The 348-nt window shown below is 49.1% G+C and carries 1 protein-coding gene; it reads left to right on the top strand.

Annotated features, from left to right (window positions below):
- The coding region (locus AAEZ05_RS27980; RefSeq protein ID WP_350649809.1) for a histidine kinase dimerization/phospho-acceptor domain-containing protein at nt 1-348 on the top strand (348 nt) is incomplete at both ends.

Below are 348 nucleotides of genomic sequence, written 5' to 3'. Positions count from 1 at the left end.
GCGCGAGCTGACGCGCGCAGTATCGCATGAGCTCCGCACGCCAGTGGCACGTATACGCTTTGCCGTCGATATGTTGGCTGATACCGATGATGAAGACTCGCGGTTTATGCAGCGTGATTATATCGATGAGGATATTGAGTCGCTTAACGGTCTCATTGACGAGATTTTGACTTACGCTAAGCTAGAAGAAGGGTCACCAAAACTCGATCTAGAACCCGTAAATCTCAAAGAGTTGCTCGAACAGATTGAGCGTGAAACCAATGCCTTGGGCAAACCTATCAAGATAGTGACCAACTTGCCCAACGCTAAAGTAACGGCGGTTGCCGATAGACGTTATCTACACCGTGT

It is taken from the genome of Pseudomonas sp. HY13-MNA-CIBAN-0226, assembly GCF_040310305.1.
Taxonomy (GTDB): Bacteria; Pseudomonadota; Gammaproteobacteria; order Pseudomonadales; family Pseudomonadaceae; genus Aquipseudomonas; species Aquipseudomonas gregormendelii.
The sequence above is the reverse complement of the archived record's forward strand: the minus strand, read 5'-3'. Positions and strand labels throughout refer to the sequence as shown.